Raw genomic sequence first — 26,427 nt, forward strand, 5'->3', positions numbered from 1 at the left:
TCCTTTGACCAGCGTTAAAGAGGCCTATGAGGCGGAACTCGCGGTGCGCGGGTTCCAGAGCGATCCCGCGCAGCTGCGTGCCGTGGAGGCGCTGGATCGCTGCGCGCGGGAGTGGGGCGAGTACAAGGCCCAGCGCTCCAACGCCCTGAAGAAGTTCATCAACCGGCCCGAGCTGCCGCGCGGCGTCTACATGCATGGCGGCGTCGGGCGCGGCAAGAGCTTCCTGATGGACCTGTTCTTCAACGCAGTGCCGCTCAGGCGCAAGACGCGGCTGCACTTTCACGAGTTCATGCGCGAGGTGCACCGCGAGCTGCGCGAACTGCAGGGCACGGTCAATCCGCTCGACGAACTGGGCCTGCGCATCTCCAAGCGCTACAAGCTGATCTGCTTCGACGAATTCCACGTGGCGGACATCACCGACGCGATGATTCTGCATCGCCTGCTGGTGGCGCTGTTCGAGAACGGCGTGGGCTTTGTCACCACCTCCAATTTCAAGCCCGACGACCTGTATCCCGGCGGGCTGCACCGCGACCGCATCCTGCCGGCGATCGCACTGCTGAACGAGAAGCTCGAAGTGCTCAGCGTCGATAACGGCACCGACTACCGGCGCCGCACGCTCGAGCAACTGCGCATGTATCTCACGCCCAACGATGCGGCGGCGGAAAAGGAAATGCGCAAGGCCTTCGACAAGCTGGCCGAAACCGCCGACGAGAACCCGGTGCTGCACATCGAGGCGCGCGAGATCCGCGCGCGGCGCAAGGCCGGCGGCGTGGTCTGGTTCGACTTCAAGACGCTCTGCGGCGGGCCGCGTTCGCAGAACGACTACCTGGAAATTGCGAGCCAGTTCCACACGGTGCTGCTGTCCGACGTGCCGCACATGCCGGTGCGCATGGCCTCCGAGGCGCGCCGGTTCACCTGGCTGGTCGACGTGTTGTACGACCGGCGCGTGAAGCTCATCATGTCGGCTGAGGTGCCGCCGGAGGCGTTGTACACCGAGGGGCCGCTTGCGCATGAGTTCCCGCGCACCGTTTCCCGGCTCACCGAAATGCAATCGAGCGAGTTTCTTTCGCTCGAACGCCGGATCGTCGACACTCGACTGACATGAAAAAATTCGTTCTTGCCGTGCTGATGACCTTGGGCAGCCTGCCGCTGTGGGCGCAGTCCACCGCGGCCGCGGGCATTGCCGACTTCGACGCCGAACGCAGCAGGCTGTCGGCCGAGCGCGCGGCCATCGATGCGCGCTTCGAGAAGGAGCGCGCGGCCTGCTACCAGAAATTCGCGGTGGAAGATTGCCTGCGTGAAAGCCGCAAGCGCCGCCGCGCCGAGACGGACCACATCAAGCGGCAGGAAACGGCGATCAACGACATCGAGCGGCAGCGGCGCGGTGCGGCCGAGCTCGAGAAGCTCGACCAGAAGGCCGCCACCAAGCGCCCGCAGGATACGCCCGAGAAGCAGGACGAATCCCGCCAGGCTCAAAAGGACCGCGAGCAGCGCGCGGCCGACCATGCGGCCAGCCGCGCCGCCACAGCGGCCGAAGCGGACGAGCGCCGTCGCCAGTTGGCGGAAAAGGAAAAGGCGCACACAGAGAACCAGGCCAAGGCAGCCCAGAAGCGCGGCGAGGCGCCCGCGGCGGTCGAGCGGTTCCAGAGCAAGCAGCAAAAGGCGGAGGAGCATCGCGCCAGCCGGGCGCGGCAGAATGCCGACCGCACCAAGCCGCGCGGCGCGCCTTTGCCGCCGCCGCCCGCATCGCCTGCTTCGGCGCCTTCCCGCTGAAGCTTGCCACCCGCCCGCAGAGGGCGTGGTTCAGGCTTCTGCCGGCAGCGCCTCGAGCTTCAACACGGCAATGGAGATGTTGTCGCCCGTGCCGCGGGCGCGGCGGCGCGCTTCACCCACCAGGATTTCGACCGCCTCGCGCGGCGGTTCTGCATACAGAACACTCGCCAGCTCGTCGGGGCTGAAGTAGTGCCAGAGCCCGTCGCTGCAGGCCATCAGCAGGTCGCCGGGCTGCATTGCGGGAATGTAGTGCGGCTCGATGGGCGGCGGCATCGTGGTCATGCCGAGGCAGCCGAGCAGGATGTTGCCCTTGGGATGGACGTTCGCCTCGGCTTCGCTGATTTCGCCGCGGTCGATCAGCACCTGCACGTAGGAGTGGTCGCGCGTGCGCGTGACGAGTTGCCCGTCCTGGAAGTGATAGATGCGTGAATCGCCGGCGTGAATCCAGGCGCAGTCGCCCTTGGGGTTCATGAGGAAGGCCGCCAGCGTGCTGTGCGGCTCCTGTTCGCTCGAGAGCGCCGTGAGCTTGATGACCGTGTGCGCATCTTCCAGCAGCTGGCGCAGCACGGCGGTGGAACTGTCGCGTTCGGGGCTGTAGCGGCTGAACAGCTGGCGTGCCGTCATCAGCACCTGGTCGGAGGCCTTGCGGCCGCCGCTGCGCCCACCCATGCCGTCCGCGATGACACCGAGCATGCAGCCGGGCACGCGGGGATGGCTCATCATCAGGACCTGGTCCTGCTGATAGGGGCGGTCTCCCTTGTGGAGTCCGGTGGCGGCGACAAGCCGAAAGCCTTGGGTCATGAGCGCAAATGCGCCAGTGGCGCGCTTTCTATCTTCTCGTGGGGTCTGAGCAGGACGTATTATCGAGTGAACACGAGGTGCGGAGGAATACGCCGCATCGCCTACGTTGGACTCCAATCTCCATTCCCTTTCCCGCCAATTGATCGAGCTGCGCATCGAGCACGCCGACCTCGACGCCACCATCGACCGCCTGGCCGAGGCTTCGCCGCAGGACGAACTGCTGCTGCGGCGCCTGAAAAAACGCCGCCTTGCGCTGCGCGACCAGGTCGCGCGGCTCGAGAACGTGCTCGATCCCAGAGAACCCGCGTGACCGAAACACTCGAGGACAAGGTGCGCGACGCCTTCGCGCAAGGAGGCGTCCTGTCCCGCGCGGCCGAGCAGTTCCGCGAACGTTCGGGGCAAACCGAGATGGCGCTGGCCGTCGCCCGCACCATCGAGAAGGGCGGCGTCCTGGTGGTGGAGGCCGGCACCGGCGTCGGCAAGACCTTCTCGTACCTCGTGCCGGCCTTGCTGAGCGGCGAACGCGTGCTCTTGTCCACCGCGACCAAGACCCTGCAGGACCAGCTGTTCGGCCGCGACCTGCCGCGCCTGGTCGAGGCGCTCGAGCTGCCGGTGCGAACGGCGCTGCTCAAGGGCCGCGCGAGCTACCTGTGCCTGCACCGGCTCGATCTCGCACGCCACGACGCCTCGCTGCCCGAACGCGGCAGCCTGCGCACGCTCGCCAAGATCGAGCAATGGTCCAAGGCCACGCGAACCGGCGACCTGGCCGAACTGCCGGGCCTGGACGAGCGCTCGCCGCTCATCCCCCTCATCACTTCCACGCGCGAAAACTGCCTTGGCGCGCAGTGCCCGCAGTTCAAGCCCTGCCACGTGAACCTGGCGCGGCGCGAAGCGCTGGCCGCCGACGTGGTGGTCATCAACCATCACCTGTTCTTCGCGGATCTTGCGGTGCGTGAAACCGGCATGGCGGAATTGCTGCCCACGGTGAGCGTGGTGGTCTTCGACGAGGCCCACCAGCTCAACGAGACCGGCGTGCAGTTCCTGGGCGCGCAACTTGGCAGCGGCCAGGCGCTCGACTTTGCGCGCGACATGCTCGGCGCGGGCCTGCAGCACGCGCGCGGACTGGTCGATTGGCAGCAACTGGTGGCCGGCGTCGAGCGTGCCGCACGCGAGCTGCGCCTGGCGGTCGGCAAGCAATGGCCCGGAACCAAGCTGCGCTGGGTGGGCCCGGCACCGGATGGCGTCGACCCGGACCTCTGGCAGGGTTCGCTCGATGCCTTGCAGCAGGCGTTCGAGCTGGCGGCCGACGGGCTCGACACGGTCAGCGAGATCTCGCCCGACTTCGTGCGCCTGTACGAACGGGCGCAGCAGCTCGCCAAGCGCGCGGCGCGTTTTGCGCTGCCCTGCGAGCTGGAGTCCGTGCGCTGGGTCGACGTGGGGACGCAGCTGCGCCTGGTCGAATCGCCGCTGGACATCGCCGAGGCCATGCGCACGCGCGTGCTCAAGATCGACAGCGACCGACAGGATGCCTACGGCGAAGAGATGGACGGCCGGGCAGGGCCCGAGGACAGCGGCCGTGCCTGGGTGTTCACCTCGGCCACCTTGGGCGACGAACCCACGCTGCGCTGGTTCACCGAACCCTGCGGCCTGGGCGATGCCGAGGTGCTGCGGGTGCAGAGTCCCTTCGACTATGCGGCCCAGGCCGGGCTTTATGTGCCGCGCGCCTTCCCCAAGCCCAACGACGCCGCGCACAGCACGCGCGTGGCCCAGCTCGCTGCGCGCGGCGCCGCCGAACTGGGCGGCCGTACGCTGGTACTGACGACCACCCTGCGGGCCCTGCGCACCATCGGCGACGAGATGAAGCAGCAGTTCGAGCGGCTCGAGGCCGACATGCGGCCGGAAGTGCTGGTCCAGGGCGAACTGCCCAAGCGCGTGCTCATGGACCGCTTTCGCGAAGGCGCGGCCGCAGGGCGGGCGGGCTGCGTGCTGGTTGCGTCCGCTTCGTTCTGGGAAGGCTTCGACGCCCCGGGCGATGCGTTGCAACTGGTGGTGATCGACAAGCTGCCGTTTCCGCCGCCCAACGACCCGCTGGTCGAGGCGCGATCGCAGCGCCTCGAAGCCCAGGGCCGCAGTTCATTCAGCGACTATTCGCTGCCCGAGGCGGCCGTGGCGCTGAAGCAGGGAGCAGGGCGGCTGATTCGCCGCGAGACGGACTGCGGCGTGCTTGCGATCTGCGACACCCGCCTGGTCGCCATGGGCTACGGCCGCCGGCTCTTCGCCGCGCTGCCGCCGATGCGGCGGCTGGAGAGCGAGGCGGATTTCGAGGCGGCCATCGGCGAACTGAAGAAGTCGCTGTCGTCGGCCTGAAGACGCAAGCCGGGGGCGGTCGCCCTTGACCTTGCAGGCGAAGAAAAGGCCCCGAAGGGCCCTGTTCCATCGCCGGCTTACCAGAGCTTCCACCACGGGTCGTCCTTGCCCTTGAAGCCGCGGGCCAGGTACTCGCTTTTCGGGTAGTTGGTGGTCAGCACGCGCTGGGCATCGTCGCGCAGGTCCTTCATGCCGAGCGCATCGTAGGAGCGCACGATGATGTACAGGGCCTCTTCGAGCGCAGGCACTTCGCGGTAGTCGGACAGCGCGAGCTGCGCCCGGTTGATGGCTGCGAGGTAGGCGCCGCGAGAGTAGTAGTAGCGCGCCACGTGCACTTCGTACTGGGCGAGCGAATTCACGATGTAGTTCATGCGCTGGCGCGCGTCCGGCGCGTAGCGCGAGTCGGGGAAGCGCGTGGCCAGTTCCTTGAACGACTCGAACGATTCCTTCGCGGCCTTCTGGTCGCGCTCGGACAGGTCCTGGCGCGTCAGGAACGCGAACATGCCCAGGTCGTCGTTGAAGTTGATCACGCCCTTGAGGTACAGCGCGTAGTCGAGCGCCGGGCTGGCCGGGTGCAGCTTCATGAAGCGGTCGATGGTGGCGATGGCATTGGCCTTTTCGCCCGCCTTGTACTGCGCGTAAGCCTTTTCGAGCTGCGCCTGCTGCGCGAGCGGCGTGCCGGCGGCGCGGCCTTCGAGCTTCTCGTACAGCGGCACGGCCTTGTCGTAGGCGCCGGAACCGGCTTCGTCCTTGGCTTCCGCATAGATGCGGTTGGGGCTCCAGTTCGCGGTCTTGTCGACGCTGGTGGAAGAGCAGCCGGCTGCAAGCAGCGCTACCGCGCTGAGCGCGATCCAGGCGGGGACCGATAATTTGGCGCGAAACATCACATACGGCTTTCGTGAAACAGTTGCCCTCAATTATATCGACCGACCCTTTGGACATTGCCCCTGACACAGCCGAGGTCGATGAGGGCGCGGATCCGGTCGAAGCCAGCGAGCTGCGGCCCTTCGCCATTGGCGAGGCCGAGCACGGGCTGCGGCTGGACCGCGCGCTCGCCGCCCTGGTGCCGGAATTTTCTCGCAACTATCTGCAACAGCTGATCGAAGCCGGGGCGGTGGAGCTCCAGGGCCGCGTGGTTCAGAAGGTCTCGGCGACGGTCCGCGCGGGCCAGGCCGGGCGCATCGAACTGCGGCCGACACCGCAAAGCCAGGCGTTCCGGGCCGAGGCCATGGACATCGTCACGGTGCACGAGGACGAGCACCTGCGCATCGTCGACAAGCCGGCCGGGCTGGTGGTGCATCCGGCGCCGGGCCATTGGAGCGGCACGCTGCTGAACGGCCTGCTGGCGCTGGACCCCAAGGCGCAATTGCTGCCGCGCGCGGGCATCGTGCACCGGCTCGACCGCGATACCAGCGGGCTGATGGTCGTGGCACGGACCCGGGCCGCGATGGATGCGATGGTTGCGCTGATCGCCGCACGCGAGGTCAAGCGGCAGTACCTCGCCATCGGCCACAAGCCCTGGACCGGAGCCGCGGCGCGCCAGGTGGACGCGCCCATCGGCCGCGATCCGCGCAACCGTTTGCGCATGGCCGTGGTCGACCTGGAGCGCCACGCGGGCAAGACGGCGCGCACGTTTATCGAGCGGCTGGACAGCAATGCACAGGGCTGTGCCGTGCGGTGCACCCTCGAAACCGGCCGTACCCACCAGATCCGCGTGCACATGGCGTCCATCGGGCATCCGCTCGTGGGCGACGCGCTCTACGGCGGGGCGCCTGCCGCGGGCCTGGCGCGCCAGGCGCTGCATGCGTTCAGGCTTGCGTTCGTGCATCCGGCCACGCAAGAGCCGCTGGAGTTCCGCTCTCTCCCGCCGGCCGATCTCGTTCATGCGTTACAGGCCTGGGGGCTGGATTACAATCGCGCCTGACGGCCCGAGGGCCGCGCCGGCCATCCGATGCCGGCCTTGCGTTGCACTCGCCGCGTGCCGGCAGCGCCTCCTTCCATCCTTCTGAACAAGCGTCCCTGAGGCGCCTTTTCCCGGATAACGCGAACCATGAATACGGCGGATGCCAAGCGCATTCTCGAAACCGCCTTGATCTGTTCGAGCCAGCCGCTGCCAGTGCGCGACATGCGCGTGCTGTTCGACGACGAGCTGGGCGTGGACACCATCAAGGTGCTGTTGCTTGAATTGCAGGAAGACTGGGCGCAACGCGGCCTGGAGCTGGTGAACGTCGCCAGCGGCTGGCGCTTCCAGAGCCGGCCCGAGATGCGCGACCACCTCGATCGCCTGCATCCCGAGAAGCCGCCGCGCTACACCCGCGCCGCGCTCGAAACGCTGGCCATCATTGCCTACCGCCAGCCCGTCACCCGCGGCGACATGGAAGACATCCGCGGGGTCACCATCAATTCCCTCATCCTGAAGCAGCTCGAAGACCGCGGCTGGGTCGAGGTGATCGGCCACCGCGAAACCGTGGGCCGGCCCGCGCTCTATGCCACCACCCGGCAGTTTCTCGACGACCTCGGCCTCGGCTCCCTCGACCAGCTGCCGCTGATCGAAACGCCGGCGCAGCAGGCCGCGCTGGTCGATGCGCTCGACCAGGCCTCCGGCAGCCAGCCGGGCCTGCCGATGGAAATGGCGGGCGAATCCGATGCGGATGCTTCCGCCATGTCGCAGGCTGGCCTGGAAGCGGACACCGACCTTGCCTCGCCCGTCGCTGACGCGGCGGATGTTCCCGATGCTCCCGATGCGGTTGAAGCCGCAGAGGCCGTCGAGGCCGCCGCGGCGCAATTCGCCGAGGATGCAGCGTCGCCCGAAGAGCCCGCCGATATCCCCGCCCTCCCGGAAGCCGGGCTCCCCGCCGAGCCCGAGTCCGAAGTCCCGTCGTCCGACGAGACCGATCCCCACGCTGTTTCTCCCGGAAAAAACCAATGAGCTCCTCCGACATCGACGACTCGGCCAACGTGCCGGTCCCTCCCGAAGCCGAGAAAAAGGCCCCGGAGGCAACGGAAGGGCCCGGCCAGTCTCCGGACACCGGCGCGGAGGCCCAATCCGTGGCGGCCGGCGAGGGTGAAGCGCCCAAGAAGCGGCGCCCCCGGCGCAAGAAGGCCGAGGTGGAGGCCGTGGCGCTGCCGGTCGATGAAGAATCCACGGCAAGCGCTGCACCTGTGGCCGCTGCCGAAACCTTCGAGCTGGCAGCCGATGCAGCGCCGGCAGTTGCCGCCGACGCTCCGGCAGCGGTTGCCGCTCCCGCGATAGCGCCGCGTGAAGATCGCCAGGAGCGCCGCGATGAACAGGCTCCCCGCAGCGACGACGGCGAAGAGGACGACGAGGAAGAAGAGCCCGACGAGGAAGAGGACGACCTCGACCGCGCACGCCGGGCCGCCGAACGCGAGCAGCGCAATGCGCCGCCGACCGAGCCGATCCGCTTCGCGGACGTCATCTCCGGCCAGTTCGACGCCGACGAGGAAAGCCCCGAGGTGCCGCCGCTCAAGCGCGTGCTGCTGCCCGAAGCCGATTCGCCCAAGCTGCACAAGGTGCTGGCGCAGGCGGGCCTGGGCTCGCGCCTGGAAATGGAGCAGTTGATTCTCCAGGGCCGTATCTCGGTCAACAACGAGCCGGCCCACATCGGCCAGCGCATCCAGTACGGCGACCAGGTCAAGATCAACGGCAAGCCCATCCGCTACCGCATCGCGCCGCCGCCGCCGCGCGTCATCGCGTACCACAAGCCCGTGGGCGAGGTCGTCACGCACGACGACCCGCAGAACCGTCCCACCGTGTTCCGCAAGCTGCCGCGCCTGCAACAGGGCAAGTGGCAATCGGTCGGCCGGCTCGACCTGAACACCGAAGGCCTGCTGCTGTTCAGCAGTTCCGGCGACCTCGCCAACCAGCTGATGCATCCCCGCTTCGGCCTGGAGCGCGAATACGCGGTGCGCGTGCTCGGCGCCCTCGACGCAGAAGAGAAAAAGCGCCTGCTCGAAGGCGTCCGGCTCGACGACGGCATGGCCCAGTTCGGCACCATCGAGGAGGGCGGCGGCGAAGGCTCCAACCATTGGTACCGCGTGACCATCTCCGAAGGGCGCAACCGCGAAGTGCGGCGCCTGTTCGAATCGGTGGGCCATGCGGTCAGCCGCCTGATCCGCATCCGCTACGGTGCCATGGTGCTGCCGCGCGGTCTCAAGCGCGGCGCCTGGATGGAGCTCGACGAGCGCGACATCAACGCGCTGTTCCAGGCTTCGGGCGGCGGGGCAGCGCGCCCACAGCAGCAACAGCAACAACGGGGGCCCGGCGGCCAGGACGGTGCCGGGGGCGGTCGCAACGGCCGCAACAAGAAGCGCCGCGGCAACCGCAATGCCGGTGGCGGCCAGGCGCCGCGCGAAGAGAACCGCGACGCGCCCATTCCGAATCCGCTCGGCGACGGCCGGCCGCCGCGCGGCGACCGCGGACCGCGCGCCAACCGGGGCGGTGGCGGGGGCGGCAATGCAGGCCTGCCGCCGCAAGGCCGCCGCGGCAATAACAACAGCAACCGCGGCAACCGCCCGGGCGAAGAGCGTCCGCCAAGCGGCGCGAACCAGCCCGATCCGATGAAGACCTCGCTCGGCTACATCGGGGCCGACAGCTTTTCGCGCCAGCGCAAGGAGCAGCGCCAGGGCCCCGGCCGCCGCGGCGGCGGACCCTCGGGCGGCGGCTTCGGCGGCGGTGGCGGCGGTCTCGGCGGCAATCGGCGCCGCGGGCGCTGAAAGCCAGCCGTCAGCGCAGCCTTTCGCGGGGTTTTCACCAAGCCCGGGGGCTGCGCCGGTTAAAATCAGAGGCTTTGTCGAACTTCGACGCAACGTATTCGTTGCAGATGTGACAAAACACTTCAAAATCAAAGCTCAGGAAGCACTTCAATGGCTATCGAACGTACCCTCTCCATCATCAAGCCCGACGCCGTTGCCAAGAACGTCATCGGCAAGATCGTTTCCCGCTTCGAAGCTGCCGGCCTCAAGATCGTCGCCGCCAAGCTGGTGCATCTGTCGCGCAACGAAGCCGAGCAGTTCTACTCGGTCCACAAGGAACGTCCGTTCTTCAAGGACCTGGTCGAGTTCATGATCTCCGGCCCCGTGTTCGTGCAAGTGCTCGAAGGCGAGAACGCCATCGCCAAGAACCGCGACCTGATGGGCGCCACGGACCCCAAGAAGGCGGCTCCCGGCACCATTCGCGCCGACTTCGCCGACAGCATCGACGCCAACGCCGTGCATGGTTCGGACGCGGCCGAAACGGCAGCGAACGAGGTCGCCTTCTTCTTCGCCGGCCTCAACGTCTACGCGCGCTGAAGCGCACCCCGCTGATTTCATGACCACGGCCAACCTGCTCGAATTCGATCTCGAGGGGCTGGCTGCGTTCTGCGAAAAGCTCGGCGAGAAGCGCTTCCGCGCCACGCAGCTGTTCCGCTGGATCCACCAGCGTGGCGCGAGCGACTTCGCCCAGATGACCGATCTGGCCAAGTCGCTGCGCGAGAAGCTCGCCACCACCGCTCGCGTCGAGGCCCTTGCGGTTCTCACGCAGCACGAATCCAAGGACGGCACGATCAAGTGGCTGTTCGACGTCGGCGACGGCAATGCCGTCGAAGCCGTATTCATTCCCGAAGACGACCGCGGCACGCTGTGCGTGTCGTCCCAGGCCGGCTGCGCGGTCGGTTGCCGCTTCTGCTCCACGGGGCACCAGGGCTTCAGCCGCAACCTGAGCACGGGCGAAATCGTCGCCCAGCTGTGGTTTGCCGAGCATTTCCTGCGCAAGCACCTGAAGCGCGACGAGCGCGTCATCTCCAACGTGGTGATGATGGGCATGGGCGAGCCGCTGCAGAACTACACGGCCCTGGTGCCCGCGCTGCGCACCATGCTGGACGACAACGCGTACGGGCTCTCGCGTCGCCGCGTCACCGTGTCGACCTCCGGCGTGGTGCCGATGATCGACCGGCTGGGCACCGATTGCGCGGTCGCCATGGCGGTGTCGCTGCACGCGCCCAACGATGCGCTGCGCGACGACCTCGTGCCGCTCAACCGCAAGTACCCGATCGCCGAACTGCTCGAGGCCTGCAAGCGCTACCTGGCGCATGCGCCGCGCGACTTCATCACCTTCGAGTACTGCATGCTCGATGGGGTCAACGACCAGCCCGAACATGCGCGGCAGTTGGTGGAGCTCGTGCGCACCCATGGCATCTCGTGCAAGTTCAACCTGATTCCATTCAACCCGTTTCCGGCCTCGGGCCTCCTGCGTTCGCCGCAGCCACGCGTCCTTGCGTTCGCCAGGACGTTGAGTGAGGCGGGGCTCGTGACCACCGTGCGCAAGACGCGCGGCGACGACATCGACGCCGCCTGCGGACAGCTGGCCGGCGACGTGAAGGACCGCACCCGCGCGGCCGAACGCATGGCGCAGCGCCGTTCCGCGTCGGAGCGCCCCATTGTTCTGCATCCGGTTCGCAAGACCACCCTCCAGGAGCATTGACCCCATGAGCATGGCCTTTCCGATGGCGACCGCGAGCGCACACCGGCTGCTGGCCGCAAGCGTTGCCGGTGTCGCCGTGGCGTTTCTGCTCGGGGGCTGCGTCAACACGCGGACCACCACCACCAGCCTGGCCGACACCAGCTCGGGCAAGGGCGCCGAGATGGTCACCGAGTCCGACGAGTCCAGCCGGCAGCGGCGCGCGCGCCTGCGCATGGAGCTGGCCGCGGGTTATTTCGAGCACGGACAGACCACGGTGGCGCTCGACGAGATCAAGCAGGCGCTGGTCGCCGACCCGAACAACGCGGACGCGTACAACCTGCGCGGCCTGGTCTACATGCGGCTCGAAGACGCCGGCATGGCCGAAGACAGCTTCCGCCGGGCCATTGCCATCAGCCCGCGCGACGCCAACGTGCGGCACAACTACGGCTGGCTGCTGTGCCAGCAGAACCGTTTCGCCGACGCGTCGCAGCAGTTCACCGAGGCGCTCGCGGTGCCCAGCTACACCGACCGTTCCAAGACGCTCATGACGCAAGGCGTCTGCCAGCTCCGGGCCGGCCAGCGCGCGGAGGCGGAGCGCAGCCTCATGCAGGCCTACGAGATCGATGCCGGCAATCCGGTGGTCGGCCTCAACCTGGCTTCGCTGCTGGCGCAGCGAGAGGAATGGCAGCGCGCGCAGTTCTACATCCGCCGCGTCAACAACAGTCCTTCGGCCAATGCCGAGACGCTGTGGCTCGGCATCAAGATCGAACGGCGACTCAACAACCGCGAAGCTGTTGCTCAATTGGCAGGGCAGCTGCAGCGGCGCTTCCCGCAGTCCCGGGAGGCAATAGCGTACGAGCGCGGGAATTTCAATGACTGAACGGGTTTCGGAGTTCGGCACTTCCGCGGCACTGCCGCTCGAGGAAGGCGACATCACGCACAAGACGGCCGGCGACATGCTCCGCGAAGCGCGCGAGGCGCACGGCCTGCACATCGAAATGGTGGCCGCGGCCCTCAAGGTGCCGCCGCAAAAGCTCATCGCCCTGGAGGCGGACGACATCGCCTCGCTGCCCGATCCGGTCTTTGCCCGGGCGCTGGCAAGCAGCGTCTGCCGCGCCCTGCGCATCGATCCCGCGCCGGTGCTCGCAAAGCTGCCGGGCGCGCAACGCGCGGCGCTGGCGTCGGCGGACCGCACACTCAAGGGCAACATCGTTTCAGGTACCCCGCGCTGGAGCAGCGGCCGCTCCAGCGGGCTTCCGTCGCGGCCCCTGCTGACCGTGGTGGCGCTGCTGCTCGTCGGCGCAGCCGTGCTGTTCTGGCTGCCCCAGTCGGTCTTCGACCAGGTCGGCGCCACCGTCTCGCGCTGGACGGCGCGCGGGGAGGGCGACACGAGCCCTGCAGGTGAAACGCCCACGGTTGCATCGACGCCGGGCGCGCCGACCATCGTGGTCGAGAACGCACCGGTGACGCCCGTGGCGCCCGCAACGCCTGCGGCACCCGCAGCATCCAACGCGCCATCCGCTGCCTTGCCCGCGGCCGGCACCAGCGCCGTGGCCGCATCGGCGGCACCCACGTCGGCTAGCGCTGCCGCAGCTGCCGGTGGCAACCAGCCGCTTGTCTTCGTCGCACGCGAAGAGTGCTGGATCACGGTCACCGAAGCCGGCGGCAAGCAGTTGCTGCGCCGCAGCCTCAAGGCGGGCGAAACCATCGGGTTGTCCGGCGCGCTGCCGTTGTCGGTGGTGGTGGGCCGGGCCTCGGCGGTGGATGTGCAGGTGCGCGGAAAGCCCTACGATCTGAAGCCTGTCACGCGCGGTGGCGGCGTGGCGCGTTTCGAGGTGACATCGTGACCGACTGTACCCCGCAACCCATCGAATCCGCGGCGCCCAGGGCGCGCCGCTCGCGCCAGGCCCAGGTGGTCTGGGGCGCGCGCACCGTCACCGTGGGCGGCGATGCGCCGGTGCGGGTCCAGTCCATGACCAACACCGACACGGTCGATGCCATCGGCACGGCCATCCAGGTGAAGGAGCTGGCCATCGCTGGCTCCGAGATGGTCCGCATCACGGTCAACACGCCCGAAGCCGCGGCCCAGGTGCCGTACATCCGCGAGCAGCTCGACCGCATGGGCATCGACGTGCCGCTGATCGGCGACTTCCACTACAACGGCCACCGCCTGCTCACCGACTATCCGGCCTGCGCCGAGGCATTGAGCAAGTACCGCATCAATCCCGGCAACGTGGGCAAGGGCGACAAGCGCGACCGCCAGTTCGGCCAGATGATCGATGCGGCCATGCGCTGGAACAAGCCCGTGCGCATCGGCGTCAACTGGGGCAGCCTCGACCAGGAGCTGCTCGCCAGCCTGATGGACATCAACAGCCAGCGCGCCGAACCGTGGGACGCCAAGCAGGTGATGTACGAGGCGCTCATCACCTCGGCCATCGAATCCGCCAAGCTGGCCGAGTCGATGGGCATGGCCGGCAACCAGGTCATCCTGTCTTGCAAGGTGAGCGGCGTGCAAGACCTGATCTCGGTCTACCGCGAGCTTGCCAGGCGCTGCGACTACGCGCTGCACCTGGGCCTCACCGAAGCCGGCATGGGCACCAAGGGCACCGTGGCATCGGCCACGGCGCTTTCCATCCTGCTGCAGGAGGGCATCGGCGACACGATCCGCGTTTCGCTCACGCCGCAGCCGGGCGAGTCGCGCACGCAAGAGGTGCTCATCGCCAACGAAATCCTGCAGGCGCTGGGCCTGCGCGTGTTCGTGCCGAGCGTCACGGCCTGCCCGGGCTGCGGCCGCACCACCAGCACCACCTTCCAGGAACTCGCCAAGCAGATCGACGACTACCTGCGCCAGCAGATGCCGGTCTGGCGCAAGAAGTACCCGGGCGTGGAAACGATGAAGGTGGCCGTCATGGGCTGCATCGTCAACGGCCCCGGCGAGAGCAAGCATGCGGACATCGGCATCAGCCTGCCCGGCACCGGCGAGGCGCCCGCCGCGCCGGTCTTCATCGACGGCGAAAAGGCCCTCACGCTGCGCGGCGACAATATCGCCAACGAGTTCCACCAGCTCGTCGAAAACTACATCGAAAAGCGCTTTGGCGGCGAGCACGCTGCCCTGGCCTGAACCTCTCGCAGATCCATGGCTGAAAAATTGAATGCCGTCAAAGGCATGAACGACATATTGCCGCCCGAATCGGCGCGCTGGGAGTGGCTCGAGGCCACCGTGCGCGACCTGATGGGCCGCTTTGCGTACCGCAACGTGCGCACGCCGATCCTGGAGCACACGGCGCTATTCGTGCGCGGCATCGGCGAGGTGACCGACATCGTCGAGAAGGAGATGTACTCCTTCCAGGACCGCTCCGACAAGTACGGCGACAACGATCACCTGACGCTCCGGCCCGAGAACACCGCGGGCTTGGTGCGCGCGGTGATCGAGCACAACATGCTGTACGACGGCGGCAAGCGCCTCTGGTACACGGGCCCGATGTTCCGGCGCGAGAAGCCGCAGCGCGGGCGCTTTCGCCAGTTCCACCAGATCGGCGCCGAGGCCCTCGGCTTTGCCGGGCCCGACGTGGATGCCGAGCTGATCCTGCTGGCCAACGCCCTGTGGAAGGCCATCGGACTCACGGACGTTCGACTGGAGCTCAACAGCCTGGGGCAGCCCGCCGAGCGCGCGCTGCACCGTGCGCAGCTCATCGCCCACTTCGAGAAGCACGCCGACGCACTCGACGAGGACGGCAAGCGCCGCCTGCACAGCAATCCGCTGCGCATTCTCGACACCAAGAATCCGGCGATGAAGGAGGTGGTCGAGTCCGCCCCCCGGCTCATCGACTTCCTCGGTGCCGAATCGCTGGCCCACTTCGAAGGGCTCAAGGCCATCCTCGATGCCAATGGCGTGGCCTACACCATCAATCCGCGGCTGGTGCGCGGGCTCGACTACTACAACCTCAGCGTGTTCGAGTTCGTCACCGACCGGCTGGGTTCGCAGGGCACGGTGTGCGCCGGCGGCCGCTACGACGATCTCATTGCGCAGATCGGCGGCAAGCCGGCGCCGGCAGTGGGCTGGGCCATGGGCGTCGAGCGCGTGCTCGACCTGATGAAGGAGCAGGGCACCGACATTGCAGCACCGGCGCCCGACGTCTACGCCGTGGTGCCCGATGCCGCGGCCATGCCCGTGGTTCTGCGCACGCTGCAGCAGTTGCGCGAGGCTGGTGTGCGGGTGCAGATGCATGCGGCCACGGCCGACGGCATGGGCAGCTTCAAGTCCCAGTTCAAGAAGGCCGACGCCAGCGGCGCCACCTATGCGCTGATCTTCGGTGCCGATGAACTTGCGCGCGGCGAAGCGACTCTCAAGTCGCTGCGCGACGGCAGCGGCGCCCAGACCGCCCGGCCGCTGGCCGAAGTGGCCACCTGGGCCGCCACCCTACAATCGCCGGCTTCCAACACCTGATAGCGCATGGCAACCAACCTCGATCTCGACGAACAGGAACAGCTCGACCAGCTCAAGCATTTCTGGAACACCTACGGCACCCTGATCACCTGGGTGGTGCTGCTCGTGGCCGGTGCCTTCGTGGCCTGGAACGGCTGGCAGTATTTCCAGCGCAACAAGGCCGCGCAGGCTGCCGCGCTCTACGACGAGGTCGAGCGCAGCACGCAGTCCGGCGACGTGGAACGCATCCAGCGCGTGCTGGGGGACATGAAGGAGCGCTTTGCCGGCACGGCCTATGCGCAGCAAGCCGGCTTGCTGGCTGCCAAGACGCTCTACGAGAAGGGCAATCTCGACGCTTCGCGCGCGGCCCTCGGCTGGGTGGCGCAAAGCGCCGTCGACCCGGGCTACCAGGCGGTCGCCAAGCTGCGGCTCGCGGCCGAGCTGCTGGACGCCAAGTCCTACGACGAAGCGCTCAAGCAGCTCTCGGGCAACGTGCCCAAGGAATTCGAACCGCTGGTGGCCGACCGCAAGGGCGACGTCTACATGGCCCAAGGCAAGCGCGCTGAAGCGCAGGCCGAATACCGCAAGGCCTGGACCGGCCTTGGCGCGACTTCCGACTACCGCCGCCTGGTGGAGTTCAAGCTCAACGCGGCCGGCGTCGACCCGAAGAGCCTGGCACCCGTGATCACCGTCACGCCAGCAGCCCCCAAAACTTCCTGATCGCCCTATGAATTTCAAGCGTCTCTTGCCTGGATCGTCCGCCCTGCGCGCGGGCTCGGCCCTTCTGCTGGCCGCAACGCTGGCCGCCTGCTCCGGCACCAGCAAGCCCAAGCCGGCCGAACTGCCCGCCAACCCCGCGTTGTTTGGCGTGCGCCAGGCATGGAGCGTGCGCATTCCGGCCGTGAGCTTCCCGCTCGCCACCGACGTCAGCGGCGACATCGTCACCGTGGCCGGCAGCGATGGCACCGTGGTCGCCATCGACGCCCGCGCGGGCCGCGAAAGCTGGCGCGCCAACGTGGGTGCCACGCTGGCGGCCGGCGTCGGCAGCGATGGTTCGCTCGCCGCGGTGGTCACCACCAACAATGAGCTGGTGGCCATCGAAGGCGGCAAGGTGTTGTGGAAGCAGCGGCTCTCTGCGCAGGCCTTCACCGCGCCGCTGGTGGCCGGCCGGCGCGTGTTCGTGCAGACCGCCGATCGCAGCGTCAGCGCCTGGGACGGCCAGAGCGGCCGCCGCCTGTGGCTGCAGCAGCGCACCGCCGAGAATCTCGTGCTGAAGAAGTCGGGTGTCCTGACGGCAGTGGGCGACACGCTGGTGTCCGGCATCGGCGGCCGCCTGGTCGGCATCAACCCGGCCAATGGCACCTCGCGCTGGGAAGCGCCGATCGCGGCGCCGCGCGGCACCAACGACGTGGAGCGCCTGGTCGACCTCACCGGCAGCGTGAGCCGCGTCGGCGATGTCATCTGCGCACGGGCCTACTACGCCAATGTCGGCTGCGTCGACACGGCGCGCGGCCAGCTGCTCTGGAGCAAGCCCGCGGTGGGCGCCGAGGGCGTGAGCGGCGACGAAAGCTTTGTCTACGGCACCGAGAGCGACGGCAGCGTCGTGGCCTGGCGTCGTGCCGACGGCGAACGCGCCTGGCAGTCGACCCGCTTCAAGAATCGCGTCCTGACCGGACCGCTGGCCGTGGGCCGTTCGCTCGTCATCGGCGAAAACACCGGAACGCTGCACTTCGTTTCGCGCGAAGACGGCGCGCTGCTCAACCGCGTCACACCCGACGGCTCCGCCATTGGCGTGACCCCGGTGATGGCCGGCAACACGGTGGTCGTCGTGACCGCCAACGGCGGTGTGTTTGGTTTCCGCCCTGAATAACTATTTCCTGCAAGGCCCGACCATGAAAACCGCGCCAACGAAAGGCCGGCCATGAAGCCGGTCGTGGCCCTGGTCGGGCGCCCGAATGTCGGCAAATCGACCCTGTTCAACCGCCTGACGCAGACACGCGACGCCATCGTCGCCGACTTTGCCGGCCTCACGCGCGACCGCCACTACGGCAACGGCCGCCTGGGCAAGCACGAGTTCATCGTGATCGACACCGGCGGCTTCGAGCCCGACGCCGGCAGCGGCATCTACAAGGAAATGGCCAAGCAGACGCGCCAGGCCGTGGCCGAGGCCGACGTGGTGATCTTCGTGGTCGATGCGCGCGAAGGCCTCTCGGCGCAGGACCACGACATTGCCAACGAACTGCGGCGGCTCGGCAAGCCCTGCGTGCTGGCGGCCAACAAGGCCGAAGGCATGCACGACGGCACCAAACTGGTCGACTTCTACGAGCTCGGCTTCGGCGACGTGCACGGCGTGTCCGCCGCGCACGGGCAGGGCATGCGCGACCTGGTCGAACTGGCGCTCGCGCCATTGAACCTGCCCGATCCTGACGACGAAGCCGAAGAAGACGACGTCAACAAGCCGATCAAGCTCGCCGTGGCGGGCCGTCCCAACGTGGGCAAGTCCACGCTGATCAACACCTGGCTCGGCGAAGAGCGCCTGGTTGCTTTCGACCTGCCGGGCACGACGCGCGATGCCATCTCGGTGCCGTTCGAGCGCAATGGCCAGCGCTTCGAGCTGATCGACACGGCGGGCCTGCGACGCAAGGGCAAGGTGTTCGAGGCGATCGAGAAGTTCTCGGTGGTCAAGACGCTGCAGGCCATCGAGTCGGCCAACGTCGTGCTGTTGCTGCTCGACGCCACCCAGGGCGTGACCGACCAGGACGCGCACATTGCCGGCTACATCCTCGAGAGCGGACGCGCGGTGGTGATTGCCATCAACAAATGGGACGCCGTCGACAGCTACCAGCGCGAGCAGATCCAGCGCCAGATCGAAACCCGGCTGCCGTTCCTCAAGTTCGCGTCGCTGCATTTCATCTCGGCCATCAAGCGCCAGGGCCTCGGCCCCGTGTGGCAGGCCATCGCGCAGGCGCACAAGTCGGCCACGCGGAAGATGTCGACGCCGGTGCTGACCCGGCTGCTGCTGGAAGCCGTGCAGTTCCAGGCGCCCAAGCGGGCGGGCATGTTCCGGCCCAAGCTGCGCTATGCGCACCAGGGGGGCATGAATCCGCCGGTGATCATCATCCATGGCAATTCGCTGGAACATGTCACCGAGGCCTACAAGCGTTTTCTCGAAGGCCGTTTCCGCAAGGAATTCGACCTGGTGGGCACGCCCTTGCGCATCCAGTTCAAAAGCTCGCAAAATCCATTTGCGGACAAAGACGAATAACGGGCTTGGCTGCTGATGGCAGCCAATGAGCTATGCCTTGGGCGGAAGTTCCGCCTTTTGAGAACCGTTATTTTTCAAAGGCTTTTGACCCCGATTGCTGCGGCGCAGAAACCCTGTGTTAAGGTCATCTCTCCAACAACTACTCTTGAACACGGAGAATATCGTGAGCAATAAAGGGCAACTTCTACAAGACCCGTTTCTGAACACCCTGCGTCGCGAGCATGTGCCGGTCTCCATTTATCTGGTGAACGGTATCAAGCTGCAGGGCCAGATCGAGTCTTTCGACCAGTACGTCGTGTTGCTTCGCAATACGGTGACGCAAATGGTCTACAAGCACGCCATTTCCACCATCGTGCCGGGTCGTGCCGTCAATTTCTCGGCTGCCGAGAACGACGACGCCGCAGCCTGATCGCGCGGAGCGCGGCGGCAACCCCGCCGCGCTTTTTCCATATTTGATCCCGCTTGTCTGAACTGAACTCCCGCCAGGAAGGCGCCGCCGTTCTCGTCGGCGTCGATTTCGGGCTGCCCCATTTCGACAGCGAACTCGAGGAACTCGGCCTGCTCGCGCAGACTGCCGGCCTCGTGCCTGTCGCGCGCCTCGTGTGCAAGCGCAAGGCGCCCGACGCGGCGCTCTTCGTCGGAAGCGGCAAGGCCGACGAAATCAAGGAACTGGCCGCGCTGCACCAGGCCAGCGAGGTCATCTTCGACCAGTCGCTGAGCCCCGCGCAGCAGCGCAATCTCGAGCGCCAGCTCGACGTGGCGGTCTATGACCGCACGTTCCTCATCCTCGAAATCTTCGCCCAGCGCGCACGCTCGCACGAAGGCAAGCTGCAGGTCGAGCTTGCCCGGCTGCAGTACCTGAGCACGCGGCTGGTCCGCCGCTGGTCCCACCTCGAGCGCCAGACGGGTGGCGCGGGCGTGCGCGGCGGCCCGGGCGAAAAGCAGATCGAGCTCGACCGCCGGATGATCAGCGAATCGATCAAGCGCACGCGCGAGCGGCTGGCCAAGGTGCAAAAGCAGCGCGGCACGCAGCGACGCCAGCGAGAGCGCCGTGAAACCTTCAACATCTCGCTGGTGGGATACACCAATGCGGGCAAGTCGTCGCTGTTCAATGCGCTGGTCAAGGCGCGCGCCTATGCGGCCGACCAGCTCTTTGCCACGCTGGACACCACCACGCGCAATCTCTATCTCGGCGATGCCCGCCGGCAGGTTTCCATTTCGGACACGGTGGGCTTCATCCGCGACTTGCCGCACGGGCTGGTCGATGCATTCAAGGCCACGCTGCAGGAGGCCGTCGATGCCGACCTGCTGCTGCACGTGGTCGATGCTTCCAACCCGCATTACCCCGAGCAGATGGCCGAGGTGCAATCGGTGCTGCGCGACATCGGCGCCGACACCGTTCCGCAGCTTCTGGTGTTCAACAAGCTCGACGCTCTTGAAACCTCGCAGCATCCGCATCATCTGCAGGACGAAATGGAAATAGACGGCGTGCGGGTCCCGCGTATCTTCCTCAGTGCCCGCAGCGGCGAGGGCGTGCCCCTGCTGCGCGCCGAGCTGGCCCGGCGGTCGGGCTCCGTGGGCGATACGATGACCCCAGAAGCCGACACTGAATTGCACGATACCGCCAATTGATTGGGCACAATCCCGCCACTGACAAGAGAACGAAGCGAATGAATGCAAAGCCAGCGTGGAGAGGGTTTCTGGGCATGTTCAACCTGAACGATGGCCGATGGGGTCGCGGCGACGAGCCGTCATCCAGCGGCGATCGCCCGACAGCCAACCGGCCCCCGGATGCAGATCCTCCGGGCGCTCCGACGCCACCGCCTTCGGGCAACAACAACAACGGCAATCGCCCCCGCGGCCAGGGTCCCAACCAGGGCCCGCCCGATCTCGATGAACTCTGGCGCGACCTCAATCGCAAGCTCGGCGGCTTTTTCGGCGGCAAGGGCGGCGGTGGCAACCGCCCCACGGGCGGCAACAACGGCGGCGGTGGTGGCAACGGCTACCGGCCCGACATGAAGAACGCCGGCTTCGGCCTCGGGCTGGTTGCAGCCGTGGCCGTGCTCATCTGGCTCGGCACCGGCTTCTTCATCGTGAACGAAGGCCAGCAGGCCGTGGTGACCCAGTTCGGCAACTACAAGGCGACCGTGAACGCCGGCTTCAACTGGCGGCTGCCGTATCCCATCCAGCGCCACGAAGTCGTCGTGACTTCGCAGATCCGCTCCACGGACGTGGGCCGCGACGCCATCGTGCGCTCCACCGGCCTGCGCGAATCGGCCATGCTGACCGAGGACGAGAACATCGTCGAGATCAAGTTCGCGGTGCAGTACCGCCTGAGCAACGCGCGCGCCTGGCTCTACCAGAGCAAGTCGCCGGCCGAGACCATCATCCAGGTGGCTGAAAGCTCGGTGCGCGAAGTGGTCGGCAAGATGAAGATGGATGCAGCGCTGGCCGAGGAGCGGGACCAGATCGCCCCGCGCGTGCGGCAACTGATGCAGACCATTCTCGACCGCTACGAGATCGGTGTCGAAGTCGTCGGCATCAACCTGCAGCAGGGCGGCGTGCGCCCGCCCGAACAGGTGCAGGCCGCATTCGACGACGTGCTCAAGGCCGGCCAGGAACGCGAACGCGCCAAGAACGATGCGCAGGCCTATGCCAACGACGTGGTGCCGCGCGCCACCGGTACCGCATCGCGCCTGAAGGAAGAATCCGAAGCCTACAAGGCACGGATCGTTGCACAGGCCCAAGGCGATGCCGGCCGCTTCAGTGCCGTGCTGGCCGAGTACCAGAAGGCCCCGCAGGTCACGCGCGACCGCATGTACACCGATGCCATGCAGCAGATCTATGCCAGCACCACCAAGGTGCTGGTCGACAGCAAGCAAGGCTCCAACCTGCTGTACCTGCCGCTGGACAAGCTCATCCAGCAGAGCGGCAACAATCCCCCCGCGACGCCGGTCGATGCGGCCAGCCCCAGCGTGGCCGGCACGGCGCCGGCCCAGTCGTCGGTGATCCCGGTGGCGCCGGCTTCGGGTGACAACCGTGCCCGCGACGGCCGTTCGCGCGACCGAGACGTCCGCTGATAAGGGCAGGAAGAACATGAACAGAATCGGATTCATCGCCTCGTCGATCCTCGTCTTGCTGGTGCTCCTGAGCTCGACCCTCTTCGTGGTCGACCAGCGCCAGTTCGGCGTGGTCTATTCCCTCGGCCAGATCAAGGACGTGATCATCGAGCCCGGCCTCAACTTCAAGCTGCCGCCGCCGTTCCAGAACGTGTCGTACATCGACAAGCGCCTGCTGACGCTGTCCAGCATCGACACCGAGCCGATGCTGACGGCCGAGAAGCAGCGCGTGGTCATCGACTGGTACGTGCGCTGGCGCATCAGCGATCCGCGGGCCTACATCCGCAACGTCGGCCTCGACGAGAACGCCGGCGCCATGCAGCTCAACCGCGTGGTGCGCAATGCCTTCCAGGAAAACATCAACAAGCGCACCGTGCGCGACCTGATCTCGGTGCGCCGCGAGGCCCTCATGGCCGACGTGCAGCGCGAAGTGCTGGCCGTGGTGAAGGGCGCCAAGCCTTGGGGCGTGGACGTGGTCGACGTGCGCATCACGCGGGTCGACTATGTGGAAGCCATCACCGAATCGGTCTATCGCCGCATGGAGGCCGAGCGCAAGCGCGTGGCCAACGAACTGCGTTCGACCGGCTACGCCGAAGGCGAAAAGATCCGCGCCGATGCCGACCGCCAGCGTGAAGTGATCGTGGCCAATGCCTATCGCGACGCCCAGAAGATCAAGGGCGAGGGCGATGCCCAGGCCGCTTCCGCCTACAGCGAGGCCTTTGGCCGCGACCCGCAGTTCGCGCAGTTCTACCGCAGCCTCGAGGCCTACAAGCAGAGCTTCAACAAGAAGAGCGACGTGATGGTGGTCGATCCTTCGTCGGACTTCTTCCGCGCCATGCAGGGCGCTGGCACGCCAGCGGGCAACGCGCCACGCCGCTGAGCGCGGGGCGGGCTTTTCGTGAGCGCCGAAATATTCTGGAGCGCGCTGGCGCTGGTCCTGGTGATCGAAGGCATCCTGCCGTTCGTGTCGCCCGGGGGCTGGCGGCGCGGCTTCGGCCAGCTCATGCAACTGCGCGATGGCCAGCTGCGCTTCTTCGGACTTTGCAGCATCTTGCTGGGATTGTTTCTGCTTTGGGTTTTGGGGTAGCGCGTCCCGGTAGAATCCCGGTTTAACCACGCCCCCGATCCCCATGTCCGCCTGGGTCCTCCCGGATCACATTGCCGATGTGCTGCCCTCCGAGGCGCGCCACATCGAAGAACTTCGACGCCAGCTGCTCGATACCGCCCGTGGCTATGGCTACGAGCTGGTAATGCCGCCGCTGCTCGAGCATCTCGAGTCGCTGCTTTCGGGCACCGGCGAGGCGCTCGACCTCCAAACCTTCAAGCTCGTCGACCAGCTCTCCGGCCGCAGCATGGGGCTTCGCGCGGACACCACCCCCCAGGTGGCGCGCATCGATGCCCACCTGCTGAACCGCGAGGGCGTGGCACGACTGTGCTACTGCGGACCGGTGCTGCACACGCGCCCGGACCGCCCGCACGCGACCCGCGAGCCGCTGCAGTTCGGCGCCGAGATCTACGGCCATGCCGGCCTCGAGGCCGACACCGAAATCCTGCTGCTGGCGCTCGATTGCCTCCATGCATCGGGCATCGGCGAGGGCCTGATCGTCGACCTGGCGGACGCACGCATCGTGCGGGCGCTGTTCGCCGGCGTGCCGGTCGATGCCTCGGTGCTGGCGCGCGTGCATGCGGCGCTGGTCGCCAAGGATGCGAGCGAGCTCCATGCGCTCACGCGCGATTTCCCGGCGGCATCGCGCGACGGCCTGCGCGCGCTGGTCCAGCTGTACGGCGACGCGTCGGTACTCGACGAGGCCGCCAAGGCGCTCAAGGGCACGCCCGCGGTGAGCGCCGCCCTGGCCGGCCTGAAGCAGCTGGCCGCCAGCCTGCAGGGCGATTCCGCACGGCAGATCAGCTTCGACCTGGCCGACCTGCGCGGCTATGCCTACTACAGCGGCATGCGCTTCGGCATCTACGTGCCCGGTGCGGCCGATGCGCTGGTGCGCGGCGGGCGCTACGACGAGGTGGGCGCCGTGTTCGGCCGCAACCGCCCCGCGGTGGGTTTCAGCCTCGATGTGCGCGAGTTGGTCGGCGTGCTGCCCGCACGGCCGCTGCGCGCGGCCATCCGCGCGCCCTGGAGCGATGCCGCCGGCCTGCGCCAGGCCATCGCCGCCCTGCGCAAGTCCGGCGAGACCGTGGTGTGCGTGCTGCCGGGCCACGGCAGCGAAATCGATGAATTCCATTGCGACCGCGAGCTCGTCGAGCAAGCGGGGCAGTGGCAAGTCCGAGCGATCTGAATTTTTTGAAGCAATGGAACGAGCATGAGCGTAACCACCGGAAGAAACGTGGTCGTCGTCGGCACCCAATGGGGCGATGAGGGCAAAGGCAAGCTGGTCGACTGGCTGACCGAGAGCGCGCAGGGCGTGGTCCGCTTCCAGGGTGGCCACAACGCGGGCCATACGCTGGTCATCAACGGCGTGAAGACTGCGTTGCACCTGATCCCCAGCGGCATCATGCGGCCGGGCGTCAAGTGCTACATCGGCAACGGCGTGGTGCTGTCGGCGGCCAAGCTGTTCGAGGAGATCGAAGGCCTGGAAAAAGCCGGCGTCGAGGTGCGCTCGCGCCTGCGCATCAGCGAAGCCTGCCCGCTGATCCTGCCGTTCCACGCCGCGCTCGACATCGCGCGCGAGACCTACCGCGAAAAGGGCGGCGTCGAGAAGATCGGCACCACCGGCCGCGGCATCGGCCCCGCCTACGAGGACAAGATCGCCCGCCGCGCGCTGCGCGTGCAGGACCTGAAGCACCCCGAGCGCTTTGCGACCAAGCTGCGCGTGCTGCTCGATTTGCACAACCACGTGCTGACCCAGGTGCTGGGCGCCCCCGCCATCGACTTCGACACGGTGTTCGACGAGGCCATGCGCCACGCCGTGCTGCTCAAGCCGATGATGGCCGACGTGTCGCGCGAACTAAACGACGCGCACAAGGCCGGCGCCAACCTGCTGTTCGAGGGCGCGCAGGGCACGCTGCTCGACGTGGACCACGGGACCTATCCGTACGTGACCTCCAGCAACTGCGTGGCCGGCAACGCCGCCGCCGGTTCGGGCGTGGGCCCGGGCATGCTGCACTACATCCTCGGCATCACAAAGGCCTACTGCACGCGCGTGGGCGGCGGTCCGTTCCCGACCGAGCTCGACTGGGCCACGCCGGGCACGCCCGGCTACCACATGAGCACCGTGGGTGCCGAAAAGGGCGTGACCACCGGCCGCAGCCGCCGTTGCGGCTGGTTCGATGCCGCGCTGCTCAAGCGCTCGGCGCAGGTCAACGGCCTTTCGGGCCTGTGCATCACCAAGCTCGACGTGCTGGACGGCCTCGAAAAGCTCGAGCTGTGCACCGGCTACGAGCTCGACGGCGAGATCACCGACATCCTGCCGATGGGCGCGGACGAGATCGAGCGCTGCACGCCCATCTACGAAACCCTCGAAGGCTGGAGCGAAAGCACGGTCGGCGTGACGCAGTACGACAAGCTGCCGGTCAATGCGCGGCTCTACCTGCAGCGCATCGAGCAGATCACCGGCGTGCCGATCCACATGGTCTCGACCAGCCCGGATCGCGACCACACGATCATGATGCGCCACCCCTACCTTGCCGACTGAACAGGAACGAACCCCACCATGTTGACCGAAGACGGCAAGCATCTCTACGTCAGCTACGACGAGTACCACAACCTCATCGAGAAGCTCGCGATCAAGATCCACCAGTCGGGCTGGCAGTTCGACACCATCCTGTGCCTGGCACGCGGCGGCATGCGCCCCGGCGACGTGCTTTCGCGCATCTTCGACAAGCCGCTGGCGATCATGTCGACCAGCTCGTACCGCGCGGACGCCGGCACGGTGCAGGGCCACCTGGACATCGCACGCTTCATCACCACGCCCAAGGGCGAGATCGCGGGCAGGGTGCTGCTGGTCGACGACCTGGCCGATTCGGGCCACACGCTGCACGCCGTGATGGACATGCTGCGCAACAACTACAAGCCCATCAGCGAGCTGCGCAGCGCAGTGCTCTGGACCAAGGCGCTGTCGACCTTCACGCCGGACTACTCGGTCGAATTCCTGGCCACCAACCCGTGGATCCACCAGCCCTTCGAAGGTTACGACTCCCTGGGCCCGGAGAAGCTGCTGGAGAAATGGTCGGTCTGACCTGATCCGCACGCGCCGGTTGCCCG

At 67.3% G+C, this 26,427-nt stretch carries 26 protein-coding genes; 24 read left to right on the plus strand and 2 right to left on the minus strand.

Going from position 1 to position 26,427, the window contains the following annotated elements:
- Positions 1-4 precede the first annotated feature (4 nt).
- Positions 5-1,105 (plus strand): cell division protein ZapE, encoded by a 1,101-nt coding sequence (gene zapE / locus ABID97_RS14160; RefSeq protein ID WP_354399093.1) that lies wholly within the window; start codon positions 5-7, stop codon positions 1,103-1,105.
- The gene (locus tag ABID97_RS14165) at positions 1,102-1,773 is read left to right on the plus strand and encodes a hypothetical protein (RefSeq protein ID WP_354399094.1); all 672 of its coding nucleotides are present in this window, start codon (positions 1,102-1,104) and stop codon (positions 1,771-1,773) included. The genes zapE and ABID97_RS14165 overlap by 4 nt, the downstream gene beginning before the upstream one ends.
- Before the next feature lie 30 nt (positions 1,774-1,803).
- Here ABID97_RS14165 and ABID97_RS14170 read toward each other — a convergent pair whose 3' ends face one another.
- Positions 1,804-2,574, minus strand: coding sequence for a PP2C family protein-serine/threonine phosphatase (locus ABID97_RS14170; protein WP_354399095.1), 771 nt, complete (start codon positions 2,572-2,574; stop codon positions 1,804-1,806).
- A gap of 106 nt (positions 2,575-2,680) precedes the next feature.
- On the opposite strand from ABID97_RS14170, the gene ABID97_RS14175 reads away from it, so the two are divergent.
- Together ABID97_RS14175 and yoaA are read left to right on the plus strand one after the other, a co-directional pair.
- Positions 2,681-2,884 (plus strand): DUF465 domain-containing protein, encoded by a 204-nt coding sequence (locus tag ABID97_RS14175; RefSeq protein WP_354399096.1) that lies wholly within the window; start codon positions 2,681-2,683, stop codon positions 2,882-2,884.
- Complete coding sequence (gene yoaA, locus ABID97_RS14180) at positions 2,881-4,941, plus strand: DNA repair helicase YoaA (protein WP_354399097.1); 2,061 nt, start codon at positions 2,881-2,883, stop codon at positions 4,939-4,941. The genes ABID97_RS14175 and yoaA overlap by 4 nt, the downstream gene beginning before the upstream one ends.
- A gap of 77 nt (positions 4,942-5,018) precedes the next feature.
- Here the strand turns inward: yoaA and ABID97_RS14185 are convergent, their stop codons facing one another.
- Positions 5,019-5,825, minus strand: a complete 807-nt coding sequence (locus ABID97_RS14185; protein ID WP_354399098.1) for an outer membrane protein assembly factor BamD — start codon at positions 5,823-5,825, stop codon at positions 5,019-5,021.
- Between the two features lie 56 nt (positions 5,826-5,881).
- On the opposite strand from ABID97_RS14185, the gene ABID97_RS14190 reads away from it, so the two are divergent.
- From ABID97_RS14190 to ABID97_RS14285, 20 genes are all read left to right on the plus strand, one after another.
- On the plus strand, positions 5,882-6,865 hold the full coding sequence (locus ABID97_RS14190; protein WP_354401769.1) for an RluA family pseudouridine synthase: 984 nt from the start codon (positions 5,882-5,884) through the stop codon (positions 6,863-6,865).
- 126 nt (positions 6,866-6,991) lie between these two features.
- Positions 6,992-7,870, plus strand: coding sequence for an SMC-Scp complex subunit ScpB (scpB, locus tag ABID97_RS14195; protein WP_354399099.1), 879 nt, complete (start codon positions 6,992-6,994; stop codon positions 7,868-7,870).
- Positions 7,867-9,675 (plus strand): pseudouridine synthase, encoded by a 1,809-nt coding sequence (locus ABID97_RS14200; RefSeq protein ID WP_354399100.1) that lies wholly within the window; start codon positions 7,867-7,869, stop codon positions 9,673-9,675. Before scpB ends, ABID97_RS14200 begins: the two co-directional genes overlap by 4 nt.
- Positions 9,676-9,825: 150 nt before the next feature.
- Entirely contained in the window at positions 9,826-10,251 is a 426-nt protein-coding gene (ndk, locus tag ABID97_RS14205) for a nucleoside-diphosphate kinase (protein ID WP_093011005.1), read from the plus strand.
- Between the two features lie 19 nt (positions 10,252-10,270).
- Positions 10,271-11,422 carry a dual-specificity RNA methyltransferase RlmN gene (gene rlmN, locus ABID97_RS14210; RefSeq protein WP_354399101.1) on the plus strand — a complete coding sequence of 384 codons (1,152 nt, stop codon included), beginning with the start codon at positions 10,271-10,273 and terminating at the stop codon, positions 11,420-11,422.
- A gap of 4 nt (positions 11,423-11,426) precedes the next feature.
- Positions 11,427-12,281, plus strand: a complete 855-nt coding sequence (gene pilW / locus ABID97_RS14215) for a type IV pilus biogenesis/stability protein PilW (protein WP_354399102.1) — start codon at positions 11,427-11,429, stop codon at positions 12,279-12,281.
- Positions 12,274-13,248 (plus strand): helix-turn-helix domain-containing protein, encoded by a 975-nt coding sequence (locus ABID97_RS14220; RefSeq protein ID WP_354399103.1) that lies wholly within the window; start codon positions 12,274-12,276, stop codon positions 13,246-13,248. Before pilW ends, ABID97_RS14220 begins: the two co-directional genes overlap by 8 nt.
- Positions 13,245-14,522, plus strand: a complete 1,278-nt coding sequence (ispG, locus tag ABID97_RS14225) for a flavodoxin-dependent (E)-4-hydroxy-3-methylbut-2-enyl-diphosphate synthase (RefSeq protein ID WP_354399104.1) — start codon at positions 13,245-13,247, stop codon at positions 14,520-14,522. Before ABID97_RS14220 ends, ispG begins: the two co-directional genes overlap by 4 nt.
- Before the next feature lie 15 nt (positions 14,523-14,537).
- On the plus strand, positions 14,538-15,848 hold the full coding sequence (gene hisS / locus ABID97_RS14230) for a histidine--tRNA ligase (protein WP_354399105.1): 1,311 nt from the start codon (positions 14,538-14,540) through the stop codon (positions 15,846-15,848).
- A gap of 6 nt (positions 15,849-15,854) precedes the next feature.
- On the plus strand, positions 15,855-16,547 hold the full coding sequence (locus ABID97_RS14235; RefSeq protein ID WP_354399106.1) for a YfgM family protein: 693 nt from the start codon (positions 15,855-15,857) through the stop codon (positions 16,545-16,547).
- 7 nt (positions 16,548-16,554) lie between these two features.
- A complete protein-coding gene (gene bamB, locus ABID97_RS14240; RefSeq protein WP_354399107.1) occupies positions 16,555-17,697 on the plus strand; it encodes an outer membrane protein assembly factor BamB in 1,143 nt (380 codons plus the stop codon).
- A 51-nt stretch (positions 17,698-17,748) separates the two neighbouring features.
- Positions 17,749-19,092 (plus strand): ribosome biogenesis GTPase Der, encoded by a 1,344-nt coding sequence (gene der, locus ABID97_RS14245; protein ID WP_354399108.1) that lies wholly within the window; start codon positions 17,749-17,751, stop codon positions 19,090-19,092.
- 163 nt (positions 19,093-19,255) lie between these two features.
- Positions 19,256-19,501, plus strand: a complete 246-nt coding sequence (gene hfq / locus ABID97_RS14250; RefSeq protein WP_012747311.1) for an RNA chaperone Hfq — start codon at positions 19,256-19,258, stop codon at positions 19,499-19,501.
- A 53-nt stretch (positions 19,502-19,554) separates the two neighbouring features.
- The gene (hflX, locus tag ABID97_RS14255; RefSeq protein ID WP_354399109.1) at positions 19,555-20,724 is read left to right on the plus strand and encodes a GTPase HflX; all 1,170 of its coding nucleotides are present in this window, start codon (positions 19,555-19,557) and stop codon (positions 20,722-20,724) included.
- Positions 20,725-20,798: 74 nt separating this feature from the next.
- Positions 20,799-22,172 (plus strand): FtsH protease activity modulator HflK, encoded by a 1,374-nt coding sequence (hflK, locus tag ABID97_RS14260; RefSeq protein ID WP_354401770.1) that lies wholly within the window; start codon positions 20,799-20,801, stop codon positions 22,170-22,172.
- A gap of 16 nt (positions 22,173-22,188) precedes the next feature.
- Complete coding sequence (gene hflC / locus ABID97_RS14265) at positions 22,189-23,091, plus strand: protease modulator HflC (RefSeq protein WP_354399110.1); 903 nt, start codon at positions 22,189-22,191, stop codon at positions 23,089-23,091.
- An 18-nt stretch (positions 23,092-23,109) separates the two neighbouring features.
- A complete protein-coding gene (locus ABID97_RS14270) occupies positions 23,110-23,298 on the plus strand; it encodes a DUF2065 domain-containing protein (RefSeq protein WP_354399111.1) in 189 nt (62 codons plus the stop codon).
- A gap of 43 nt (positions 23,299-23,341) precedes the next feature.
- Complete coding sequence (locus ABID97_RS14275; RefSeq protein WP_354399112.1) at positions 23,342-24,502, plus strand: ATP phosphoribosyltransferase regulatory subunit; 1,161 nt, start codon at positions 23,342-23,344, stop codon at positions 24,500-24,502.
- Between the two features lie 24 nt (positions 24,503-24,526).
- Positions 24,527-25,858, plus strand: coding sequence for an adenylosuccinate synthase (locus ABID97_RS14280; protein ID WP_354399113.1), 1,332 nt, complete (start codon positions 24,527-24,529; stop codon positions 25,856-25,858).
- An 18-nt stretch (positions 25,859-25,876) separates the two neighbouring features.
- Positions 25,877-26,401, plus strand: a complete 525-nt coding sequence (locus ABID97_RS14285) for a phosphoribosyltransferase (RefSeq protein ID WP_354399114.1) — start codon at positions 25,877-25,879, stop codon at positions 26,399-26,401.
- Positions 26,402-26,427 lie beyond the last annotated feature (26 nt).

This window comes from Variovorax sp. OAS795, from assembly GCF_040546685.1.
Taxonomy (GTDB): Bacteria; Pseudomonadota; Gammaproteobacteria; order Burkholderiales; family Burkholderiaceae_C; genus Variovorax.